The sequence below is a fragment of the Pedobacter cryophilus genome (assembly GCF_005116455.1).
GTDB lineage: Bacteria > Bacteroidota > Bacteroidia > Sphingobacteriales > Sphingobacteriaceae > Pseudopedobacter > Pseudopedobacter cryophilum.
This window is the reverse complement of record NZ_SWBP01000001.1, coordinates 701,149-722,184: the sequence shown is the minus strand read 5'-3', so window position 1 is coordinate 722,184 and position 21,036 is coordinate 701,149. Positions and strand designations below refer to the sequence as shown.

The following is a 21,036-nucleotide window of genomic DNA, read 5'->3' as shown; positions in this document are numbered from 1 at the left end:
GGTTTAATGGGTGTTAAAAAATCAATTGATGAAAGGCCTTATAGGCAGCCCCAGGATTTTCACTTTTGTTGATGGCCGCACAAACAGCAATACCATGAATACCGGTTGCCATCAATAATTCTACGTTTTCTATTTGTACTCCTCCCACAGCAATTAGAGGAATTTCTAATTTGTTTTCTTGCAATCTTTCTATCTCTTCTTGGTAGCCTTTAACACCCCAATGTGACGCATCATTGGGCTTGGTGTCAGTATGTCCAAATGGTCCGCAACCAATATAATCTGCTCCGTTTTTAATATGATTTATAATTTGTTCGTATGTATTTGCTGATGCGCCCAAAGTTTTATCTTCTCCAATTTGTTCCCTAATCAAGGTTAAATCGGCATCCATATCCTCTATATGTACTCCTTGAATATCTGCTAAATGCACCAAATGAGCATGATTGGTAATAATTAATGTAGTTCCCCAATCATCGCAAATAGCAGCAATTTGATGTAATTCTTCCAGCATTTCCGCATCAGATTTACTTAAACAACGGTATTGAATCCAATTGGCACCTGCTTCACAAGCTATTTGAACTTGTTCTAAATGACTACAATTCGGTAAATCTTGTGTGAGGTAATGTAAGCGGGATATAAATTTTTTCATGTCTGTATCAGGATTTTAAGGATTGTAGGATAAACAGGGTGCTAAATTTAACACCTGTTTTAATCTTTTTTGTAATTTGTATTATTATTAAAAATCAATTTATACTGTAAGCTGGTTGATCCAAAATTGATCAATAATCCTTTTTCAAAACCGTAAGCGGTTAAGTAGTTTTTTGTTTGTGCTAAATGAGCATCTTCTAAATTAATAAAGGCTTTAAGTTCAATAATTACTCGATTTTCAACAATAAAATCACATCTTCTTGTGCCAACATCAAACCCCTCGTAATAAATTTTTTGGTTGACTTCCCGTTCAAATTTTAAAGCAGATTTTTGCAATTCAATAGCTAAACATCTTTGATAAATCAATTCTTGAAAACCATTACCCAAAGTGTTGTGAACCTTCATCGCACAACCAATGATTTTATAAGTTAATTCATCATTTTCTATCATTTTAAAAAGGCATTTAATATTTTAAAATTCTATCATTCCAAAATTCTAACTATTCTTTTTTCACCCGTCAACATCCTGAAAATTCTACAATCCTAAAAATCCTGCTCCTATTTATAATTTAGCAAAGCATCCTGAAAATCCTGCTCCTATTTTTTTAGCACTTCTTCAATAGTTTCCCCCACATTCCCATTAGGTTCTTGTATGTGTAATAAGGCCGCAATAGTTGGTGCAATATCAGCCATACTTGTTGGTCTGTTTAATGTTCCTTGTTTAATTCCCCAGCCCATAAAAACTAATGGAATATGGGTATCATAAGGATTCCAAGATCCATGCGTAGTGCCTGTTGCAGAATAACCCTGGAACCAGCCCGGTTTTAACAAAATTTGTATAGCGCCGCTTCTGTCTTTATTATAACCAGCAATAATTTTAGATTTTATGGCATCGGGAAGAGAAGCAGAAGATATATTTTCCATATCCACTACAAAAGTTACTCCCTCTTGTTTATTCAAAAAATTAATGGTGAATTGTTTAATTTCTAACAGGTTAAGTTTTGATGATGCAATTAATGGATTGTTAAAATTTACTTGATAATTCCCAAATCCAAGAACCAATTTTGGCTGTTTAAATTCTTTTTCCAACTCGGTATTGAGGTTGTTTAAAATGGTTCTTCCATCCCATAATTGGGCTGGTATTTTATTGTCGGCTAAGAATTTTGGGTTATGTGCAGCGCCATGATCTGAAGATAGAAAAACGGTGTATTGTCCTTTCCCAACGGTTGCATCCAAGGTTTTTAAAAACTCTTCAATGTCTTTATCTAACCGTAAATAAGCGTCTTCTACTTCAATAGAATTGATGGCGTATTGATGGCCTATATAATCTGTAGAAGAAAGACTTACTGCTAAAAAATCAGTAATATCATCTTTACCTAATTGTTCGTTTTTGATGGCGTCTTTTGCAAAATCTAAGGTAATAGAGTTTCCATAAGGCGTGTTTCTGATGGCGCTAAAATTTCCATTCAACATTTTAGAAGTTAAATGAGGAAAAACAGGTGCTGTTTCGCCTCTTAGTTTTCCTTCATAAAGATTATCATCTGCGGTACTTTGTGTATAAGTGTTGATAGGGTAAAGCGTGTTCCAGTCTTGTTTAATGTATTTTTCAGCAATTTTTTGGCTATTAAAGTTGTTTACCCAATTTGGTAAAACGTCCATATAATAGGTACTGGTAATCCAGTTACCGGTTAAATCATCATACCAATAAGCTGCATTTGCAGAATGACCGGCTGGCAAAATCCCACCTCTATCTTTTAAAGCAATGCCAATTACTTTTGATTTAAAATTGGTAGCTAATCTTAACTCATCTGTAATGGTGGTGGCCAATAGGTTTTTTGGCGACATTAATCCCGCAGTAGAAGTGCTGCCTACTGTTTTTACAGTTGGATCATCTGTACAATACATAGATTTTCCGGTAGCTTGAATGGTCCAATCATTACCGGCAATACCATGAATTGATGGGACAGAACCTGTATAAATACCGGTATGACCAGCAGCAGTTACTGTAGGAATATAGGTGATTTGATTGTTTTCACAAGAAAAACCTTCTCTTAACATTCGGTTAAAGCCACCAGCACCGTATCTATTAGCGTAACGATAAAGATAATCCCAGCGCATTTGGTCAACCACTAAACCAACTACCAATTTTGGGCGGGCAGGACTACTGGTTAAGTTATTTGAAGTTAACGCTTGCTTTTTTGGGTTTTGTGCCTGAACTACTAATGGAAGTAATGCAACACTCAATAAAATTGATTTTACAATATTCATATTGTTGATGAATGGTTTAAATTGTAAAGTTAAGATTTAATTCTTTAGGGGTATTTTGAGATCAAAATATTACATAATGGCAAAGTTAACTTAACATTAAAAAGGGACAGCCCGCAAATTTCATACTGGAGACTAATATGAAATTTATATTCCTTAAATGCCTTTTGAAAATAAAGGACTACGTCTATAGTATTAAATAGAATATTCTATTAAAAGCATTGGTAACAAAAGATGCCGTGATGATTGACCGATAATTCGGCAATCTCAATAAAAAAAGTATCATCTTTGTTAGTCAATCAGTTAAAAAATATTAAAGCATGTTAGTTACCAGAAACCTAAAATGGAAATTGATACTATTTTACACATGGAGAAATCTTTTATATTATATCTTATTAGCCATAGCAGTTTTTTTACTGCATGATTATTATCAAATAGTCAACCTTAGCATTCCATTTAGCACCATTACCGCTTTAAGTGCAGCAATAGCTATATTTTTAGGTTTCAAAAACAATAACGCATATGATAGGTGGTGGGAAGCCCGCAAAATTTGGGGTACTTTAGTAAACTATAGCCGAGTTTGGGAGCGTGAAGTACGTATTTTAATTACAAGCTCAAACCCTGATGACCAAAAGGAATTAACCGCTTTTAGGCGAAAGCTGGTTTTTAGACATATTGGTTTTGTAAATGCCTTACGCGTTTATTTACGTAAGCCAAATGGTTTTATGAATAAAGAATCAGAGCTTTTTGAAGAGGAAAATCAATATTTTGAAGTTAAAGAATACCTCGACCCTAAAGAGTATTTTACCTTTTATCACAAAATAAATCCGCCAAATTATTTGATAGACCAACAAGGCGATGATTTAAAAAGCGCTTATGAAAAAGGTTGGATAGCCGAGTTTCATTTGGTGAGATTAGAAGAAACACTCATTGAATTTAACAACATACAAGGCATGTGCGAGCGGATAAAAAACACCCCATTTATAAGGCAATACAGTTACTTTTCAAGGGTTTTTGTTTTCATTCACGCATCCTTAATTCCTTTTGCCTTTGTTGGCGATTTACACCTCGCCATGATTCCAATTTCTGTCGCCATTTCCTTTGTATTTTTAGCTTTAGATTTAATTGGCGAACGTACCGAAGACCCTTTTGAAAACCGTTTAGAAGATGTTTCTATGAGCGCATTAAGCACCACTATAGAGCGAGATTTAAAAGAAAGTTTAAACGAGAGCTTAATCCCCGGTAAAATCAAGCCGAATGATGATGGTGTTTTAATGTAGGAAAAAGACTAATTACTTAATTCAATTAATAAAAATATAATTAAATAATTTGGGCGTTTTAACACGCTTTCCGCTATATCTTCATCCCCGAAAAGGGGGATAAAGGATGTCGCTTCAATCGTTAACGCTCCTGTTAAAGCAAAAAAATCCAGCTTCCATCAAGTTTATTTGGAATTTGTATATTAGAAAATACTTCCATAATCCTCCTAAATTTGGGTTTATAAAGGAAGTAACATTGCGTATATATAAGTTACCAGTAAGGCTAAAACGACTGACTAAATACAGAAAATGACATACGACTTTTTCGCAGACAAGACAGATAAATTGAAAATACTTGACTTTATTTTCAATGACACTGATTTGCGTGTTTATGATTTAAGTTCCCGTTATGAACAAGAAATAAGTGAATACAAAACAGTTGAAGAAATCTCATCAAAGTTTGACCTTCATAACGGTGGCAAATTCGCAAATACATTTCAATTATGGTCACCAAGACATAAAGGCAATCCTATTTTTAGAAAAGTTGAACTTGACCCAAGGCGTTGCAATGGACATAAATTTCGTTATTCGACAGATGGATGGGGACTTATTCAATTATATTTTGGTGGTATAAAAGATAAAGAACTGAATCAATCTCACATAGGACATTTTAATGAAAAAGGAGCATTAAAATGGGAAGAAACTAATAAAATTAATGGACTCGTTAATTTATGGGATTGGACAGAAATTCAAATGACTTCGAGAAAATTAAAATATCAAATACATAATAAATTAGCGACAAGAAAAATTGGAAGTCTTGGTGTTTTATCGGGAGCCGACCTACTTGAAAAACAAGGGATAAAATTAATATGAGGGGTCAAAAAGCCCAACTGGTAACAGCAAGTTTGTACAAAAATGGCCGAAGTGCTTTTTGTCCCAATATTTCAAACTAACTGAATAGCATTTTGGAATTATGAAAATTAAGACAAACATCATATTAGAACTGTCCGATAACGAAAGAACAAATCTGCGAAAGAACAAAATAAAAAAATCCGAGATTTTGAAATATGCTTTTGACGAATTAGCATATCTATTAAACGTTTCGGACGTAAGAGCAAAGGAAATTTATGCTTTAGCCGATTTTCAACAAATTCCATCAATTGGAATTGAGTTTGCAAAAGACTTGATTTTTTTAGGTTATTACAGCGTTGAGGAATTGAATGGAAAAAGTGGTGCAGAATTGACTGACCTTTATGAAAAAAAGAAAGGTTACCAAACCGACCCTTGTGTGGAGGACCAATTTAGATTGGCAGTAGATTTTGCCAAAAATAAGGATTACGCTAAAAAATGGTGGGACTTTACCAACGAAAGAAAGCAATACAGAAACGAGTTTGGATACCCAAAAGACAGACCTGAAATCAAATGGACGGAAGTATTAAACGTGGGATAAGGTTAATTAAAAAAATATGGCAGCATAATTGTCTTTAGCTATTAACATCAAAATCATTCATCATGAAAAATAATTTTAGTTTAATGGCTTTAGCGTCTTTTACATTTTTAGCCATCGCCTGTAATACAAATAAAACGTCCCAAAACAATACCGATTCCAAAACAACGGTCATCAACGCTGATTCTCTAAGCCCAATTTCAGAATCTAACATGAAGTTTAGCAATATTATTGGATGGGAAGATAACGAAGTACCAACTGCTCCGGCAGGTTTTACGGTTACCCGCTTTGCCGAAGGAATTAAAAGTCCTCGTCATACTTATATCACACCAAATGGAGATGTTTTAGTGGTGCTTTCAAATTCAGAAAGAACGGTAAAACAAAAAATTTTAGGTACTGTGGTTGGACTATCTGGTTCTGAAGTTGGTGGAAAAAGCGCTAATACGATAATGCTTTATAGAGATGCCAATGGAGATGGAGTTGCCGAAACTAAAAGCGTTTTCTTAGCCGGTTTAAATCAACCTTTCGGGATGTTAATTATTGGGAATAAGTTTTATGTTGCAAATACCGATGGAGTTATGGTTTATGCATACCAACCTGAGGATTTGAAAATTGAAGGTGTAGGTAAAAAAATTGTGAATTTACCAGCCGGCGGCTACAATAATCATTGGACTAGAAATATGATTGCAAATGCGGATAACACTAAAATTTATATTTCTGTAGGCTCTGGAAGCAATGTTGGCGAAAATGGAATGGAAAATGAAGTGAGGCGAGCTAATATTTTAGAAGTGAATGTTGACGGTAGCGGAGAAAAAATTTATGGCTCAGGATTAAGAAATCCAGTTGGTATGGATTGGAACCCAATTACTAAAGAATTATGGACAGCAGTAAATGAGCGGGATAAATTAGGGGATGATTTAGTACCAGATTATATCACCTCTGTTAAGCCTGATGGGTTTTATGGTTGGCCCTATAGTTATTTCGGCCAAAATGTTGACCCTCGCAGAGCAGGAGAAAACCCAGCTTTGGTTGCTAAAGCAATTAAACCAGATTTTGCCTTAGCACCACATAGCGCATCTTTGGGTTTAACTTTTTACGATGGTAATAATTTCCCGGAAAAGTATAAAAATGGAGTTTTTGTAGGTCAACATGGCTCTTGGAATAGATCGTCATTTACGGGTTATAAAGTGATTTTTGTACCTTTTAAAGATGGAAAGCCAGCAGGCAAAGCCGAAGATTTTCTAACAGGCTTTGTTGCCGATGAAGAAAACGGTGATGTTCACGGGAGGCCAGTTGGTGTTACTGTAGCAAAAGACGGTGCATTATTAGTTGCCGATGATGGCGCAGGAATAGTGTGGCGAGTAGTAAAAAGCAAATAAGCCTAATTTTTTAAATTTTAGATATAAAAAAGCCTGCAAATCGAATCAATTTGCAGGCTTTTTTATTCATACGAATTTCTTAAAACTTCAAATTCATAGAGAACAAAAAGTTAGTTTCTGCTTGTGGATAGTAGTAGTTTTCTGTTGTTAAACCTCCAGCTATATAACTAAAAGTGTAACCATTACTCTCATATAACTCGTTTAAAACATTATTTACTAATAAGCCTAAACTTAGTTTTTTTAACTTTTTAAGTCTGAAATCATAGCCTAAGCGAATATCATTTACAAAAAAAGCATTTAATTTTCTAGCATCATTAGAGGTATTATCTAAATATTGTTTGCTTACATATTTGGTGAGCAATGCAATTTCTCCATTTTTAAACGGTTTATAAGCTAAGGTGCTTGAGCCAACAAAAGAAGGTGAAAAAGCTAAATCAGTTTTAGAAAAATTATTTTGAATTTGTCCGCCGTTGTCATAATCATCAATAAATTCTACAAAGTTTTTCACTTTGTTTTGACTGAATGCCGCTGTTAAACCCCAGTTAAATGTTGGGGTTATTTTCACCGTTCCGTCTAGCTCAATTCCATTTCTGTAGCTGTTATCAACATTTGAACGAACATAAGCACCAACATCATTAATTTGACCGGTTAAAACCAGTTGGTCTTTGTAAAGCATTGAATAAATGTTCACTCCGCCTGTAATTGTTTGACCTTTAAAACGATAACCCGCTTCTATATTCTTCAAATTCTCTGGTTTTGGTCGGCTATTTATAGATGATTCTGTATAATCATTTCTGTTGGGCTCTTTGTTAGCAATAGAAAAAGAGGCATAAAAGTTTCCCTGTGTGTTTAACTGATAAGTGAAACCAAGCTTTGGATTAATAAAGTCTAAGGATGCTTCTTGTGTAACATTATTTAAATTGTTATCAAAACCTAAAAATTTGTAATTAACCGTTCGGTATTGTAAATCGGCAAAAAGAGAAACTTTATTAAGCTCTATACTGGCTTTTCCAAAAACATTAAAATCAGTTTTAAAACCATTGTCAAAATAATATTGTTGTCTAATATTACCGTTTGAAGCATATTTTGCCCAAATTACTTCACCAAAATGATCGCCATCATATTCATTATAAGCACCCCCTAAAGTGAAATTTAAATCAGAAGTTGGTGTATAATTAAACGCATAAGTTAAACCATAAAAATCATTGTCTAACCAACGTCTTCTTATCAAATCTGTATTGGTAATGGTTTGATTGCCAATCACTACATTGTCTAAACCGTAATTTGCTAATTCCTCATCGTCTTTAAATTCTTCATAATAACCACTTCCTTTGGTATAATGCAAAGCTCCATTAAAAGAAAACTGGCTAGAAAAACTTTTAGAATACAATAGTTGATAGTGATCTTGCTGATAATTATCGGTTTGATCATCATAAGTAAAGCTATTGAAACGTCTATTCGTTGCTAACTTTTCATCGTTAATACCATTCCAAGCCTGAAAAGTACGTTCCTTACCCGAAAAAACATTTAAACGTAAAAGGCTGTTTTCTCCGTAATAAGCACCAGAAAGGAAATAAGATTTTAGATTAGATGCAGAACGATCTACATAACCATCTGATACAATTCTTGATAACCGACCATCAAAACTCCATTTTCCGTTAATTAAGCCGGTTCCTAATTTTAAAGTGTTTTTTAAAGTTTGATAAGAACCTACCGAACTGTTTACTTCGCCATAAGCAGAATCTGATAAAGTGGTGGTTTGGATATTTAAACTCCCTCCAAAAGCACCCGCTCCATTGGTAGAAGTTCCTACGCCACGTTGAATTTGGATATTATCTACCGAAGAAGCAAAATCAGGTAAATTTACCCAAAAAGTACCCTGACTTTCGGTATCATTATAAGGGATTCCGTTAATAGTGGCGTTGATACGAGTGGGATCAGACCCTCTTATACGAATTCCGGTATAACCAATTCCTGCGCCTGCATCAGAATAAATTACGGCACCCGGCGTTTGGTTGAGCAAAAATGGCAAATCCTGCCCAAAATTGTTTTTCTCCAAATCTTCTTTAGATAAATTTTTATAGGTAGTTGCCGAGTTTTCTGATGCTCTGGTGGCGCTAACAATCACTTCATCTGTTAATAAGGTGCTTTTAGTTAAGGTAAGGTTGATAGTTTTGTTGGCATCTAAAACCAGCGTAATGTCTTGCGTTTTAAACCCAACGTAGCTTGCTTTTAAGGTGTAAGTGCCTTTTTTTAGATTTTTAAATAGGAAATTACCCTTTTCATTGGTTTGAATGGTAAATAAACTATTATCCAAGCTTAAAGTAGCACCCGCTAATAATTGTTGATTTTCTGCATTGGTAATTTTTCCCTGCAAAGAGAACTGAGCCCAAAGAACATAAGGGCATAACAAAGTGGCAAAAACCACTAGAATAAATTTTTTCAATGTATTTAAATTTTTAAGTTAAAGAACCTGGTTTAGGGGTAAACCATTTTCAAAATATTTAACTTCTACCTATTCCCTACGCCGGCATTATCCGGATCAGGTGTATTTGAAGGTTATAGGTTGTTAGGTTTAAGGTTGTAAGTATTGCAACTTACCACTTAATTACTTATCACTTATAACATCCAAAATGGGTATGTTCTCAGCCTGTTTTTGCATTTGTGTTAGGATATGAGCTAGCATTTATCCTAAAATTTACACAAACAAGGCACCCCTTATTGATGGCGCAAATATAGCAGGAAATTTTAAAGATGAAAACGTAATAAAATTCTAAGACTAAGAATGTTGTGTTTTAAGAACAATAAGGAATTAAAAAACGTAAGTTTTATGAGGAACAATGCAGTGGGTAAGCTTGATATCAAACTCATTGGTATCAATAAGTTCGTTTTCTGGAGGGTAAAAAGACAAACCAATTTTAAGAATATCTGGTCGGCAGTTTCTTAAAAAGCGATCATAAAAACCAGCACCATAGCCTACTCTATTTCCCTCAAGATCAAATGTTAAGAGGGGGACAATTACGGCGTCAATTAGGTTTACAGGAACAATTTGCCCGTATAAAGGCTCAGGAATTTGATGTTTATTTTTTCTTAATACCGTATGTTCATGATCAAAAAGTACATGAGCCAAACTCAATTCTGCAAAGTGTGTTCTGGGCACCACAATTTTTAAATCGGGATAATTTGTCTTAAAAAATGAAAGAATTTCAAAAGTATCGACCTCATTTTTTTCTTTTATAGGTAAAAAAAGGTGCACATAATTAAAATCCGACCAGTCAAAAAGCTTAAACTGCTCAATAATTTGATCATTTAAATTCCAATAATCTGCTCTTGATAAAGATCGGCGTTTTTCTATCGCTACAGCTCTAAGCTTTTGTTTAATCAAAGGGTATTATCATTTAAATTTTATGGTGATTGATTTACATCGTATTTGAACGATAGCTAAGTTTTAAAGTTACAAAAGATATTAAAATCTCCTAAAAAACGAACGGCCTCTTTTCTTTTCAGAAAATGAGACCGCTCTATCAACCTAAACCTAAACTTATATGAAAAAACTATCTTATTCTTTTTATTTAATTCTTTAAATCAACCTAAAATCGCAATAAAAACGAATTATTTTGGGAGTGCAAAGGTGTTATTAATTTTTGATAAATGCAATAGCTATTAAAAATAAATATGAATACACTTAAAATCATGTGATTAAAACTAAAATAAATAAACAGGTAATTTAAAACAGCACAATAATGTTACCAAAATCACACTTTAAGTAATTAATATTTAGCCTATTGTGAGGCACAATAGAAGGTATTTGCTAAAATTGAAGTTTAACTTGGAGAAGTAAACGTTTTTAATTTTTATAATTAGAAATTAATAAATGATGAGTACAAAACTCATATTCGTGGGCTTGGTTAGAGCAAACAATAACCAATCTGTTGGCGGTAAATTGAGCCACTAAATCTTTATACCATTTAATCCCCTGATCATCTAAATTAGAAGTAGGCTCGTCTAATAAAAGTAGAGGCGTATCAGCACAAAGGGCTAAAATTAATTTAACCCTTTGTTTCATGCCAGATGAAAAGTGTTTTAATTGCTTGTTTTTACTGCTATCCATATTAAGCAGGTCAATTAAATCTTTATTGGTGAGGTTGTTTAAGCGGGTTTTAAAATTGAAATGGAAGTCTAGTACTTCGGTAAGTGTAAATTCTTCTATCAATTCTAAGTAAGGTGCTGCAATGCTCAACTGTTGAAAAACTTGTTCAACCGCAATTTCTTTATGGTTTAAAGAATAAGAAAGCGTACCCGCAGAAGGAGTGAGAGCACCAGATATCATTTGCAATAAAGTAGATTTTCCTGAGCCATTTATGCCTAAAATGGCATAAGATTGGCCAGATTTAAAGGAGTAATCAATTTTTTTAAAAATCCATTCTCTATTAAATCTTCTGCCAATTTGCTCAAGAATTATTTGCATAGGAGGTTAAGAATTGCCAAAGCTTTTCATCACCCCGCGGTTAGAGTTACGAATAAAATTAATGATTTCGTCTCTTTCTTCCGTTGGCTTAAAATCAGCCTCAATAATGTCTAAAGCTTTAGTTACGTTATTATGCTTCACAAAAAGCACTCGGTAAATTTCTTGAATTTCGTTGATTTTTTCAGAAGTAAAACCTCTTCTTCTTAAGCCTACAGAATTAATACCGGCATAAGAAAGGGGCTCTCTGGCTACTTTTACGTAAGGCGGAATATCTTTTCTAACTAAAGAACCTCCGGTAACAAAAGAATGAGACCCTACTTTGCAAAACTGATGAATAGCTACCATTCCGGCTAAAACAACATTATCACCAATAGTGATATGACCTGCTAGCGTAGTATTATTAGAGAAAATACAGTTGTCTCCCACTTCACAATCATGTGCTACGTGGCAATAAGCCATTAATAAGCAATTATTTCCTATTCTTGTTTCCCATCTATCAGCAGTACCTCTGTTAATGGTTACGTATTCTCTAATTGTGGTATTGTCACCAATTACAACGGTGGTGTGTTCGCCAGAATATTTTAAATCTTGAGGAATAGCAGAAATTACGGCTCCAGGAAAAATTTTACAATTTTTACCAATTCTTGCGCCATCCATAATGGTTACGCTAGAACCAATCCAGGTTCCTTCCCCTATTTCAACATCTTTATGAATAACCGCAAAAGGATCAATTACTACGCTATCGGCTATTTTTGCTTGTGGGTGTATATATGCTAAGGGCTGTATCATGCTGGTGTTTCTGTTTCTTTATATCTTGTAATTTGCGCCATCATTTCTGCTTCCATCACCACTTTTTCTCCCACCATTCCAACGCCTTTCATTTGTGCAATTCCTCTTCTAATAGGCTCCATTAAATCGCATCTAAAGATAATGGTATCGCCGGGTAAAACCTGAGCCCTAAAGCGCACTTTGTCTATTTTTAGAAAATAAGTAAGATAATTACTTGGATCTGGAACGGTGCTTAGCACTAAAATGCCCCCTACTTGTGCCATAGCCTCAATTTGAACTACACCAGGCATTACCGGGGCACCAGGAAAATGACCTTTAAAAAACTCTTCGTTGATAGTTACATTTTTTACCCCAACCACATAAGTTTTTGTTAATTCTAATATTTTATCAATAAATAAAAACGGCTGGCGATGAGGTAAAATATTCATGATATCTACAATATCATACAATGGTTTTACCGTAGGGTCATATAAATGCTGAACTTTCTTTTTCTTCTCTTTTTTAATGGCCGCCTTAATTTTTTTGGCGAAAGCTACATTTGCAGAGTGCCCTGGGCGGGCAGCCATCACATGACCTTTTATGGGAGTACCAATAAGCGCCAAATCACCAATCATATCTAATAATTTATGACGGGCAGGTTCATTTTGATAGCGCAGCTCAATGTTGTTTAAAACACCTTCTCGGGCTACCTTTATTTCTTCTCTATTAAAAGCTTTGGCTAAATCTTTTAATTCTTGTTCATCAATTTCATGGTCAACAATTACAATCGCATTGTTAATGTCTCCACCTTTAATTAGGTTATGTTTTAATAACATTTCCAACTCGTGTAAAAACACAAAAGTTCTACAAGAGGCAATTTCTTGTTTAAAATCTGTAATTGAGGTTATTGTAGCGTGTTGGCTTCCTAAAACGGGAGAATTATAATCTACCATGCAGGTAAAACGATAATCATCTAAGGGCATTACCACCATTTCTACTTTTCTATCTTCCTCAGAATAATGAATATTGTGCGGAATAATATAGTATTCTCTTTCGGCGTCTTGCTCTTTACAACCAACGGTTTCTATAGCGTTTACAAATTCTATAGCGCTTCCGTCTAAAATAGGAACCTCTAAAGCATCAAGCTCAATCATCACGTTGTCTACTTCGCAACCCACTAAAGCCGCTAAAACATGTTCTGTTGTACTTACACTTGCGCCATTTTGAGTTAAGGTGGTGCTTCTTGAAGTGTCTGATACGTTATCAACATCGGCATCTATAACCGGTTGGCCTGGTAAGTCTACTCTTTTAAATTTGAAACCATGATTTTCTGGTGCAGGTTTAAAAGTTAAAGTTACTTTAACGCCTGTGTGTAAGCCTACTCCACTAACACTTATCTCTGATTTTATTGTTCTTTGTCTTAGATTCATTTGTAGGTTAATTTGATGCAGAAGAATTTTGTTGGAGTGCTAATAATGCTCTTTGAAGTTCTTCTATTTTTTTCTCCATTTCTGGCAATCTTTGAATAATTACTTGTGAGCGCATATAATTTTGATAAGAGGTAGCTGGTGCACCGCCCCATTTTTTACCTTCTTCTTCAATGGATTTATTGATGCCAGATTTTGCTTGAATTTGCGTTCCTTTTGCTAGCGTAACATGACCAACAATACCTACCTGGCCACCAATAATGTTACTGTCACCTATTTTGGCACTGCCAGAAATACCAGTTTGTGATGCAATTACAGTATTTTGTCCGATTTCGGCATTATGGGCTATTTGTATCAGGTTATCTAATTTCACGCCTTTTTTAATAATGGTAGAACCCATGGTAGCTCTATCTATACATGTATTTGCACCAATTTCAACGTCATCTTCAATAACTACGTTTCCTATTTGGCTTACTTTAGAGTATGCTCCGTTTGCTTGTGGCGCAAAACCAAAACCATCGCCGCCAATTACTGCATTTGAATGAATGGTAACTGTATTTTTTAAAACGCAATCATGATAAATTTTTACTCCAGAGTGCAGCGAGCAATCATCACCAACTTTTACATCATCACCAATATAGCATTGTGGATAAATTTTACTTCTATCTCCTATTACCACGCCAGCGCCTATATAGGCAAAAGCACCTATGTAAACATCTTTTCCAATTTTAGCATCGGGATGAATAAAACAGGGCTGTTCTATTCCTTTTTTATCTAATTTAAGGGTATTATACTTTTCTAAAAGGATTGAAAAACTGCTGTAAGCATCTTTAACCCTAATAATAGTGGGTGTTACCTGCTTATCAATTAATAAATCTTCATTCACTATAACCACAGATGCTTTTGTGGTGTAGAGAAAAGCTTCATACTTAGGATTGGCAAGAAAAGACAATGAGCCTTCTTGGGCATCCTCTATTTTTGCTAACTGAAAAACTTTCACATCGGGATTGCCTTGCAGGCTACCATTCAGTAATAAGCTGATCTCTTTTGCTGAAAATTGCATCTTCAAAATTAACTGATATTATTATATGAACAAATTGTTAATTTAATAACAATTTGAAAGGTTTAAAATTTGGTGTAACACAAAATGTTTTTGGTTACTGTTTTTGATAAAGCTTCTAGATTTGAATTGTCTGAAGCGATAGCTATATCTTGCAAACTTCCGTCTTTCATAAGCACATTAATACTGGTATTACCGGTTTTATAGGCCATATTATTAATTGTATCTGTAAATACAAAATAGGAAGAGTCGTCTTCACTTATCCCTAAATTACGAATTGCTTCGGCGGTTAATTGGTTTATTCTTTCTTCATTAGGCATGTCATAACTAATTTCTACTTTATATAAATTTCTGTGAATTAAATTTGTGCACAGTGTTTTTAAGATAAAATCATCATGTAATTGCCAAACTTTTATAGAACTCATAATATCATGATCATCTAATAAAGAGAAAAACTGAAGGTGTTCTTCGTTTTCTGCAAAGTCTGATTCACTAATATCATGATAAAGAAAATGTTTTAAAGCCGGAGTTGCAAACAAATCTTTCCCCGAAAGGGCTAATTCTCTTGCTCGTTCTAAAATTTTGACCAGTAATTGTTCTGCTGCGATAACCGTTTTGTGTAAATAAACCTGCCAATACATCAGCCTGCGGGCTATTAAGAATTTTTCAACAGAGTAAATCCCTTTTTCTTCTACCACTAAATTACCGTCTTTTATATTTAATAATTTAATAATTCTATCTGAACTTACCATGCCTTCGGTAACTCCGCTAAAAAAACTATCTCTATTTAAATAATCTAACCGATCAAGATCTAATTGACCCGAAATTAATTGGTGTAAAAATTTTTTGTGGTAATGATTATTAAAAATACTAAGCGCTAAATTTAGCTGACCGTTAAACTCTCGGTTTAGATTAGCCATAAATAAACGACTAATTTTTTCGTGAGAAACACCATCTACAATAGTATGTTCTAGGGCATGTGAAAATGGTCCGTGGCCAATATCATGTAATAAAATAGCTATTGATGCCGCTTCTTCCTCTTCTTTTGAAATATCATGCCCACGGCTTTGTAAATGCTCTACGGCCAACTGCATTAAGTGCATGGCGCCTAAGGCATGGTGAAATCTGGTGTGTAATGAGCCGGGATAAACCAAATGTGTCATCCCTAATTGTTTAATGTATCTTAATCTTTGAAAATGCGGGTGTTGTATCAAATCAAACAGTAATGGCGTTTTGATACTTATAAAACCGTAAACAGGATCGTTAATTATTTTATTCTTATTCAAGCTAATTTAATTATGAGGCACAAATTTTGTTAATTTTATTGACGCTATTGTAATGTGTCAATAAATATTTGGCATAAAGTCTCAATATAACCATTTAAATAGAATCAATATTATATGCAAACAGCAAATATATTATGGGCCGACGACGAGATTGACCTTTTAAAGCCTCATATTCTTTTTCTTACCGAAAAAGGATATCATATTGAAACAGCCACAAACGGAAGAGACGCTCTAGATATATTTAAAACGAAAGATTTTGATATTGTTTTTTTAGACGAGAATATGCCCGGCTTAACTGGTTTAGAAACTTTAAGTAGTATAAAAACTATTAATCCGGATGTACCCGTGGTGATGATTACCAAAAGTGAAGAGGAATATTTGATGGAGGATGCCATTGGATTTAAGATTGACGATTATTTGATAAAGCCGGTTAACCCGAAGCAAATTTTATTGAGTATTAAAAAGTTAATTGATAATAAGCGTTTGGTAAGTGAGAAAACATCAATGGCTTATCAGCAAGATTTTAGAACATTAGGGATGACTTTAAATGAAAATTTAAGTTATCAAGAATGGATAGATGTTTATAAAAAACTTATTTTTTGGGAATTAGAGTTAGAAAAGTTAGAAGACGCCGGGATGCATGAAATTTTAACCATGCAAAAAGCCGAAGCTAATGCGCAGTTCTCTAAATTTATTGAGAAAAATTATTTAGGATGGATTCAAAACCAAGATAAAGCGCCAACTCTTTCACATCAACTATTTAAGAAAAAAGTATTTCCAATATTGAGTGAGCAAACGCCTACTTTTTTTATTTTGATAGATAATTTAAGGTATGACCAATGGAAAATTATTAATCCAATTATTACCGAATATTTTAGACTAGAAGAAGAAGATATTTATTTCAGCATTTTGCCAACAGCTACCCAATATGCCAGAAACGCCATTTTTTCGGGCTTAATGCCTGTTGATATGGAAAAACGTTTTCCTGATATGTGGCAAAATGATGAAGATGAAGGTGGAAAAAACTTGTTTGAAGAAAAGTTTTTAGAAGACCAGATCAAGCGATCAGTAAAAAAAGACATCAAGTTTTCTTACCATAAAATTTTAAATTACGACCAAGGCAGAGATTTAAATGATTCATTAAATAATTTAATGAAAAATGATTTAAATGCCATTGTTTATAATTTTGTAGATATGCTTTCTCATGCCAGAACAGATATGCAAATGATAAGAGAGCTGGCAAATGATGACGCCGCTTATCGTTCTATTACGCTGTCTTGGTTTGAACATTCTCCTTTGTTAGATCTGATCAAAAAACTAGCTCAAAAAAGAGTGAAGCTTGTGATTACTACAGACCATGGCACCATTAGAGTGAAAAAACCTAGTAAAGTAATTGGTGATAGAAACACCAATTCTAATTTAAGATACAAACAAGGTAAAAACTTAAATTATAACAGTAAAGAAGTGTTTTTGGTTAAAAACCCGCATGAAGCCCTATTGCCTAAACTACATGTAAGTTCTAGTTTTATCTTCGCTAAAGAAGATAGTTATTTTGTTTATCAGAATAATTATAATCAGTTTGTGAATTATTACAATGAATCTTTTCAACACGGCGGAATCTCATTAGAAGAAATGATTATTCCTATTGCAACCTATAAGAACAAATAATTTTTTTGAAGATGCAACTGAGTATTAAGAATGTAAGTGAATTGCCCCAAGCTGCAAACCAAATTTTAAAAGCAGCAAAAGAAGAAAAAATATTTCTTTTTTACGGAGAAATGGGGGCAGGTAAAACTACGTTGATAAATGAATTATGCAAGCAATTAGGGACTACCGATCATACTTCTAGTCCCACATTTTCTATCGTAAACGAATACAAAATTGAAGATGCTGCCATTTTTCATTTTGACTTTTACAGGTTAAAAAATCAAAATGAAGCTTTTGACTTAGGTTACGAAGATTATTTCTATTCTGATAATTATTGTATGATAGAATGGCCAGAAAAAATACCCGATTTAATTCCACAGCGCTATTTAAAAGTAGAGATTAAAACGCTAAGCGAAAAGGAAAGATTAATTGAGGTAGAGTTGATACAATAATCTTAAAAAATATATTTAGCTATTCGGTAAAATTTGTAATTTCAGTAAACAAAAAACAATCAATTTTTTATGGGATTAACATTGATGGGAGGATTTTCTGAAGTGGCTAAACAAGCCTTAATGCAGCCACAGGAAGCTTTGGAAGAAGTAAAGCCCAAAAAAAATAACCTGTATATTGGAATACCAAAAGAAACTTCTTTTCAAGAAAATAGAATTGCCCTTACACCACTTTCTGTTGCTTTATTAGTTAGTAACGGTCACCGTGTGGTGATAGAAGCTGGGGCTGGTTTAGCTGCTAATTTTAGCGATAATAATTACAGCGAACAGGGAGCGAAAATAGTTTACGATACTCGTGAAGTTTATAAAGCTGATATCATCATAAAAATTGCTCCGCCTACTATGGAGAACATAGAGATGATGAAGTCTCACCAAATCATTTTTTCGGCTCTTCAAATGTCTACCATGAAGAAAGAATTTATTCTGGCTTTAATGGCAAAAAAAATAACCGCTTTGGCTTTTGAATACTTACGTGATGATGGAAATGTACTGAGTGTAGTAAGAGCGATGAGCGAAATTGTTGGTGCAACATCCATTTTAATAGCGGCCGAATATTTAAGTAATGTATTTGGCGGAAAAGGATTAATGTTAGGAGGCGTAACTGGTGTGCCACCCACAGAAATTGTGATTTTAGGTGCGGGTACAGTGGGTGAATATGCTGCCAGAACCGCCATTGGTTTAGGTGCAGAAGTAAAGGTTTTTGATTCTTCATTATATAAATTAAGACGTTTGCAAAATAATATAGGCAGTAGGCTTTTTACTTCCGTAATGCAACCAATGGTATTAGAAAAAGCTATTAAAACTTGTGATGTTGCTATTGGCGCCATTAGAGCATCAAATGGCAGAAGTCCTTGCATAGTTTCAGAAGAAACAGTAGCTAAAATGAAACCTAATTCGGTAATTATTGATGTAAGTATAGATCAAGGAGGCTGTTTTGAAACTTCAGAAGTAACTAATCATAAAAACCCTGTTTTTAGAAAACATGATGTGATACATTATTGTGTGCCTAACATTGCATCAAGAGTAAGTAGAACGGCAACTTATGCTTTAACTAATATTTTTACGCCTATTTTATTAGATATTGGAGAAATGGGAGGCCTAATGAATTTAATTTGGGAAAAGCCCGGCATTAGAAATTCTGTTTACATTTATCAAGGAGCCATGACAAATAATGACTTAGCAAAGCGCTTTGATTTGATATATAAAGATTTGAATTTGCTGGTACTCAGCAATCGATAATAAAAATAATGCTTAAAAAAATCAAGATTTTTGATTACAAGAACGTCTTTAAAGAGACTTTTAATGGCTTTTTAGAAGATAAAGGTTTAAAATTAAGCGCTTCCTTAGCGTATTATACTATATTTTCTTTAGCCCCCATGATCATCGTTTTATTATCTATTGGAGGAATTTTTTACGGAAAAGAGGCGCTGCAAGGAAAAATATTTTCTCAGATCAATGATTTTATAGGGAATGATGCTGCAATACAAGTTCAAGAGATGTTGCAAAATTTAGCTCTTTCTGGAAAAAGTACAGTTGCAATAACCACCGGAGTAATCACCCTTTTAATTGGCGCTACAGGGGTTTTTGTAGAGATTCAGGATTCTATTAATGAAATATGGCGAGTAAAATCGGTGCCAAAAAAAGGCTGGTTAAAATTGTTGATGGATAGAATTCTATCTTTATCTATGGTGGCTAGTTTGGGTTTTTTACTCATTGTTTCTTTAATGATTAATAGTTTGGTATTAATTTTAAGCGATTCGCTAAGTCGATTTTTACCTGATTTTACTTTAGTTTTTATAGATATCATTAACCTCGTGATCACTTTTGGTGTTTTGGTAAGCCTGTTTGCCGTTATTTATAAAATATTACCCGATGCCGAAATCCCCTGGCGTGATGTGAGGGCTGGAGCCGTTTTTACTGCTTTACTTTTTATGTTAGGGAAATATTTAATTGGTCTTTACATTTCTTATGCAGCAATAGGCTCTATTTATGGTGCTACCGGTGCTATTGTGGTTATTGCTGTTTGGGTTTATTATTCGGCAGCTATTTTGTTTTTTGGCGCCGAATTTACGTGGGCTTATGCTAAAGTTAGAGGAGAAGAAATTAGACCATCAAAATATGCGGTTTCTGTTAAAAAAATGGAAATTGAGCAAGGAAAACAACCTATAGATCAAGAAAAAATTTGTAAATGAAAGCGTTAACTGTAGGTTTAATAGCTTCTTTTTATTTGGTTTTTAATGTACAAGAGCAACCCGTGGTTATTTCATCTCAAAAAGAATATCAGGCGGTAATAAAGCAGTATCCCGAGCAAATTTTACAGGAGATTGTTAAAGAAATACCAACTATAAAATTAGATATCAAGTACGCCACAAAGGATAACTTTTCTGGAATTGCTGTTTATCATCAAGCGAAAGCTTATGCCCGAAAACCTGTTATAGATGCTCTTCGAAAAATCCAAAAAGAATTAAACCAACAAGGCTTAGGTTTAAAAATTTTTGATGCTTACCGTCCTTATGCCGTTACCGTTAAATTTTGGAAACTCACCCCAATTGATAAAAAAGATTATGTGGCAAATCCTAATAAAGGATCAAGACATAACCGAGGTTGTGCGGTAGATTTAACCATCATTAATCTAAAAACTGGTGTAGAATTAAAAATGCCCACACCTTATGATAGTTTTACTAAAGAAGCTGCCGCTGATTATGAAAATATCCCACCAGAAGAAAAGAAAAATAGAGACTTTTTAATCAACATGATGAAGCAAAATGGTTTTAATGTGATCAAAAGTGAATGGTGGCATTTTGATTTTAAAGGCTGGGAAAATTACCCGTTAATGGATATTCCTTTCCAAAAGTTATAGCTTATTTTTAAAGAAGG

19 protein-coding genes are annotated in these 21,036 nt (G+C 34.0%); 9 read left to right on the top strand and 10 right to left on the bottom strand.

Annotated elements, in window-relative coordinates; translation table 11 throughout:
- Window positions 1–13: 13 nt before the first annotated feature.
- The 3 genes from FA046_RS02975 to pafA all read right to left on the bottom strand — a co-directional run bounded on the left by FA046_RS02975 (window position 14) and on the right by pafA (window position 2,912).
- Window positions 14–646, bottom strand: coding sequence for a thiamine phosphate synthase (locus FA046_RS02975; protein WP_136824867.1), 633 nt, complete (start codon window positions 644–646; stop codon window positions 14–16).
- 59 nt (window positions 647–705) lie between these two features.
- Window positions 706–1,095 carry a GxxExxY protein gene (locus FA046_RS02970; RefSeq protein ID WP_205943592.1) on the bottom strand — a complete coding sequence of 130 codons (390 nt, stop codon included), beginning with the start codon at window positions 1,093–1,095 and terminating at the stop codon, window positions 706–708.
- A gap of 146 nt (window positions 1,096–1,241) precedes the next feature.
- Window positions 1,242–2,912, bottom strand: a complete 1,671-nt coding sequence (pafA, locus tag FA046_RS02965) for an alkaline phosphatase PafA (protein ID WP_136824866.1) — start codon at window positions 2,910–2,912, stop codon at window positions 1,242–1,244.
- Window positions 2,913–3,229: 317 nt separating this feature from the next.
- Here pafA and FA046_RS02960 point away from each other — a divergent pair, with 317 nt between their 5' ends.
- The 4 genes from FA046_RS02960 to FA046_RS02945 all read left to right on the top strand — a co-directional run bounded on the left by FA046_RS02960 (window position 3,230) and on the right by FA046_RS02945 (window position 6,994).
- On the top strand, window positions 3,230–4,189 hold the full coding sequence (locus tag FA046_RS02960; protein WP_136824865.1) for a bestrophin family protein: 960 nt from the start codon (window positions 3,230–3,232) through the stop codon (window positions 4,187–4,189).
- Window positions 4,190–4,477: 288 nt separating this feature from the next.
- Window positions 4,478–5,041 carry a hypothetical protein gene (locus FA046_RS02955; protein WP_136824864.1) on the top strand — a complete coding sequence of 188 codons (564 nt, stop codon included), beginning with the start codon at window positions 4,478–4,480 and terminating at the stop codon, window positions 5,039–5,041.
- A gap of 100 nt (window positions 5,042–5,141) precedes the next feature.
- Window positions 5,142–5,618, top strand: coding sequence for a helix-hairpin-helix domain-containing protein (locus FA046_RS02950; RefSeq protein WP_136824863.1), 477 nt, complete (start codon window positions 5,142–5,144; stop codon window positions 5,616–5,618).
- Window positions 5,619–5,680: 62 nt separating this feature from the next.
- Window positions 5,681–6,994: a PQQ-dependent sugar dehydrogenase gene (locus FA046_RS02945; protein ID WP_136824862.1), complete on the top strand. Its 1,314-nt coding sequence runs from the start codon at window positions 5,681–5,683 to the stop codon at window positions 6,992–6,994.
- A 79-nt stretch (window positions 6,995–7,073) separates the two neighbouring features.
- On the opposite strand, the gene FA046_RS02940 is transcribed toward FA046_RS02945, so the two are convergent.
- The 7 genes from FA046_RS02940 to FA046_RS02910 form a co-directional block, all read right to left on the bottom strand.
- Window positions 7,074–9,440 carry a TonB-dependent receptor gene (locus FA046_RS02940; protein WP_136824861.1) on the bottom strand — a complete coding sequence of 789 codons (2,367 nt, stop codon included), beginning with the start codon at window positions 9,438–9,440 and terminating at the stop codon, window positions 7,074–7,076.
- Window positions 9,441–9,806: 366 nt separating this feature from the next.
- Window positions 9,807–10,379, bottom strand: coding sequence for a 5-formyltetrahydrofolate cyclo-ligase (locus FA046_RS02935; RefSeq protein WP_225870866.1), 573 nt, complete (start codon window positions 10,377–10,379; stop codon window positions 9,807–9,809).
- A gap of 462 nt (window positions 10,380–10,841) precedes the next feature.
- Window positions 10,842–11,462 (bottom strand): ABC transporter ATP-binding protein, encoded by a 621-nt coding sequence (locus FA046_RS02930; RefSeq protein ID WP_136824860.1) that lies wholly within the window; start codon window positions 11,460–11,462, stop codon window positions 10,842–10,844.
- A gap of 6 nt (window positions 11,463–11,468) precedes the next feature.
- Complete coding sequence (gene lpxA / locus FA046_RS02925; protein ID WP_136824859.1) at window positions 11,469–12,251, bottom strand: acyl-ACP--UDP-N-acetylglucosamine O-acyltransferase; 783 nt, start codon at window positions 12,249–12,251, stop codon at window positions 11,469–11,471.
- The gene (locus FA046_RS02920; RefSeq protein WP_136824858.1) at window positions 12,248–13,660 is read right to left on the bottom strand and encodes a bifunctional UDP-3-O-[3-hydroxymyristoyl] N-acetylglucosamine deacetylase/3-hydroxyacyl-ACP dehydratase; all 1,413 of its coding nucleotides are present in this window, start codon (window positions 13,658–13,660) and stop codon (window positions 12,248–12,250) included. Before FA046_RS02920 ends, lpxA begins: the two co-directional genes overlap by 4 nt.
- Before the next feature lie 7 nt (window positions 13,661–13,667).
- On the bottom strand, window positions 13,668–14,720 hold the full coding sequence (gene lpxD / locus FA046_RS02915; protein WP_136824857.1) for a UDP-3-O-(3-hydroxymyristoyl)glucosamine N-acyltransferase: 1,053 nt from the start codon (window positions 14,718–14,720) through the stop codon (window positions 13,668–13,670).
- Between the two features lie 62 nt (window positions 14,721–14,782).
- On the bottom strand, window positions 14,783–16,003 hold the full coding sequence (locus FA046_RS02910) for an HD domain-containing protein (RefSeq protein WP_136824856.1): 1,221 nt from the start codon (window positions 16,001–16,003) through the stop codon (window positions 14,783–14,785).
- Window positions 16,004–16,117: 114 nt separating this feature from the next.
- Between FA046_RS02910 and porX the strand changes: the two genes are divergently transcribed.
- The 5 genes from porX to FA046_RS02885 all read left to right on the top strand — a co-directional run bounded on the left by porX (window position 16,118) and on the right by FA046_RS02885 (window position 21,019).
- Window positions 16,118–17,671 (top strand): T9SS response regulator signal transducer PorX, encoded by a 1,554-nt coding sequence (porX, locus tag FA046_RS02905; protein ID WP_136824855.1) that lies wholly within the window; start codon window positions 16,118–16,120, stop codon window positions 17,669–17,671.
- An 11-nt stretch (window positions 17,672–17,682) separates the two neighbouring features.
- Window positions 17,683–18,102: a tRNA (adenosine(37)-N6)-threonylcarbamoyltransferase complex ATPase subunit type 1 TsaE gene (tsaE, locus tag FA046_RS02900; RefSeq protein WP_136824854.1), complete on the top strand. Its 420-nt coding sequence runs from the start codon at window positions 17,683–17,685 to the stop codon at window positions 18,100–18,102.
- An 84-nt stretch (window positions 18,103–18,186) separates the two neighbouring features.
- Window positions 18,187–19,398 carry an alanine dehydrogenase gene (locus FA046_RS02895; RefSeq protein WP_136825314.1) on the top strand — a complete coding sequence of 404 codons (1,212 nt, stop codon included), beginning with the start codon at window positions 18,187–18,189 and terminating at the stop codon, window positions 19,396–19,398.
- Between the two features lie 8 nt (window positions 19,399–19,406).
- Complete coding sequence (locus FA046_RS02890) at window positions 19,407–20,351, top strand: YihY/virulence factor BrkB family protein (protein WP_136824853.1); 945 nt, start codon at window positions 19,407–19,409, stop codon at window positions 20,349–20,351.
- Complete coding sequence (locus tag FA046_RS02885) at window positions 20,348–21,019, top strand: M15 family metallopeptidase (protein ID WP_136824852.1); 672 nt, start codon at window positions 20,348–20,350, stop codon at window positions 21,017–21,019. Before FA046_RS02890 ends, FA046_RS02885 begins: the two co-directional genes overlap by 4 nt.
- Window positions 21,020–21,036 lie beyond the last annotated feature (17 nt).